General features: G+C 75.7%; 1 protein-coding gene. It reads left to right on the top strand.

Features of this window, described 5'->3' with window-relative positions:
* Nucleotides 1-2,292 (top strand): type I polyketide synthase (locus B9S61_RS07125; RefSeq protein ID WP_146064742.1); only part of this gene is annotated, 2,292 nt, incomplete at both ends.

The following is a 2,292-nucleotide window of genomic DNA, read 5'->3' as shown; positions in this document are numbered from 1 at the left end:
GCGGACCTGCTCGCCAGCATACCGGCCGAGCGCCCGCTGCGCGCCGTGCTGCACACCGCGGGCGTCCTCGACGACGGCGTGATCGACTCGATAACCCCCGAGCGCGCGGCCGGCGTCCTGCACCCCAAGCTGGACGGCGCCCGCAACCTCGATGCCCTCACCCGCGACCTCGACCTCACCGCCTTCGTGCTGTTCTCCTCGCTTGCCGGCACCCTCGGCGGCACCGGCCAGGGCAGTTACGCCGCCGCCAACGCCTACCTCGACGCCCTGGCCCGGCACCGCCGAGACCTCGGCCTCCCCGGCACCTCGGTCGCCTGGGGCCTGTGGGGCGGCGACAGCCTCGCCTCCGGGGCCGTCAGCGAACGGCTGATCCGCGACGGCCTGCCCGCCATGGACCCCGCCACCGCCGCCCTCGCCCTGCAACGGGCGCTCGACCACGACGACACCGCCGTCCTCGTCGCCGACTTCGCCTGGGACCGCTTCACCCGGGCGTTCACCGCCCTGCGGCCCAGCGCCGCCCTCGCCGACCTGCCCGAGGTGCGGGCCGTACGCGACGCCGCGCAGGGGTCCCGTACGGGCGACGGCGCCGAGCCGACGGCCCGGCGGCTGGCCGCCCTGCCCCCGGCCGAACTCGACCGGGCCCTCCTCGACCTGGTCCGCACCGAAGTCGCCGCCGTGCTCGGCCACCCCGGGCCCGAGGCGGTGGGACCCCACCAGGTGTTCAAGGACATCGGCTTCGACTCGCTGACCGCCGTCGACCTGCGCAACCGGCTCGCCGAAGCCACCGGACTGCGCCTCTCGGTGACCCTCGCCTTCGACTACCCGACCGCCACCGGCCTCGCCGGCTACCTGCGCGGCGAACTGCCGGGCACCGACACCCCGGCGGCGCCCGCCGACGCCGGGCGGGCACCCTTACCGGCGGCGGCCGTGGCCGAGGACGAGGCCATCGCGGTGGTCGCCATGAGCTGCCGCTACCCCGGCGGCGTCAGCACCCCCGAAGAGCTGTGGGACCTCGTCGCCACCGGGCAGGACGCCATCTCCGGCTTCCCCACCGGCCGCGGCTGGGACCTGGACGGCCTCTACGACCCCGACCCCGAACGGGTCGGCAGCACCTACGCCCGCGAAGGCGGCTTCCTCCACGACGCCGACCGCTTCGACCCGGCCTTCTTCGGGATCTCCCCGCGCGAGGCGCTGACCATCGACCCCCAGCAGCGGCTGCTCCTCGAACTCTCCTGGGAGGCGTTCGAGCGGGTCGGCATCGACCCGCTGTCCCTCAAGGGCAGTGACAGCGGCGTCTTCGTCGGATGCAGCCACCACGACTACGGCTCGCGCGTCACCGAGCCCTCCGAGGAGTTCGAGGGCTACCTCGGCATCGGCAGCGCGGGCAGCGTCGCCTCCGGTCGGGTCTCCTACAGCCTCGGACTCGAAGGGCCCGCGGTCACCGTCGACACAGCCTGCTCCTCGTCGCTGGTCGCCGTCCACCTCGCGGCCCGGTCGCTGCGGGCCGGCGAGTGCTCGCTCGCCCTCGCGGGCGGGGTGACCGTGATGTCGACACCGGGCGCCTTCGTGGAGTTCAGCCGGCAGCGGGTGCTCGCCGAGGACGGCCGCTGCAAGCCGTTCGCCGCCGCCGCCGACGGCACCTCCTGGGCCGAGGGCGCCGGACTGCTCGTCCTGGAACGCCTCTCGGACGCCCGGCGCAACGGCCACCCGGTCCTCGCCCTCGTCCGCGGCTCCGCCGTCAACCAGGACGGCGCCAGCAACGGCCTCACCGCCCCCAGCGGCCCCTCCCAGCAGCGCGTCATCCGGGCGGCGCTCGCCGACGCCGGGCTGGCCGCCTCCGAGGTCGACGCGGTGGAGGCGCACGGCACCGGGACCCGGCTGGGCGACCCGATCGAGGCCCAGGCCCTGCTGGCCACCTACGGCCGCGAGCGCGGCGCCGCACAGCCGCTGTGGCTGGGATCGCTCAAGTCGAACATCGGCCACAGCCAGGCCGCCGCCGGAGTCGCCGGCATCATCAAGATGGTCCAGGCCATGCGGCACGGGGCGCTGCCGCGCACCCTGCACGTCGACAGCCCGACGCCCTTGGTGGACTGGACGGCCGGAGCGGTCCGGCTGCTCACCGACGACGCCCCGTGGCCGGAGACCGGCCGCCCCCGCCGGGCCGCGGTGTCCTCCTTCGGAGTCAGCGGCACCAACGCCCACACCATCCTCGAACAGCCCACGGACGCACCGGAACCGGCCCCGTCCGGGGGCCCGGCCCCGGACGCCGTGACCGGCGCGGCGCAGGAACGG

It is taken from the genome of Streptomyces sp. SM1 (assembly GCF_002910825.1).
Classification (GTDB): Bacteria; Actinomycetota; Actinomycetes; order Streptomycetales; family Streptomycetaceae; genus Streptomyces; species Streptomyces okerensis.
The sequence above is the reverse complement of the archived record's forward strand: the minus strand, read 5'-3'. Positions and strand labels throughout refer to the sequence as shown.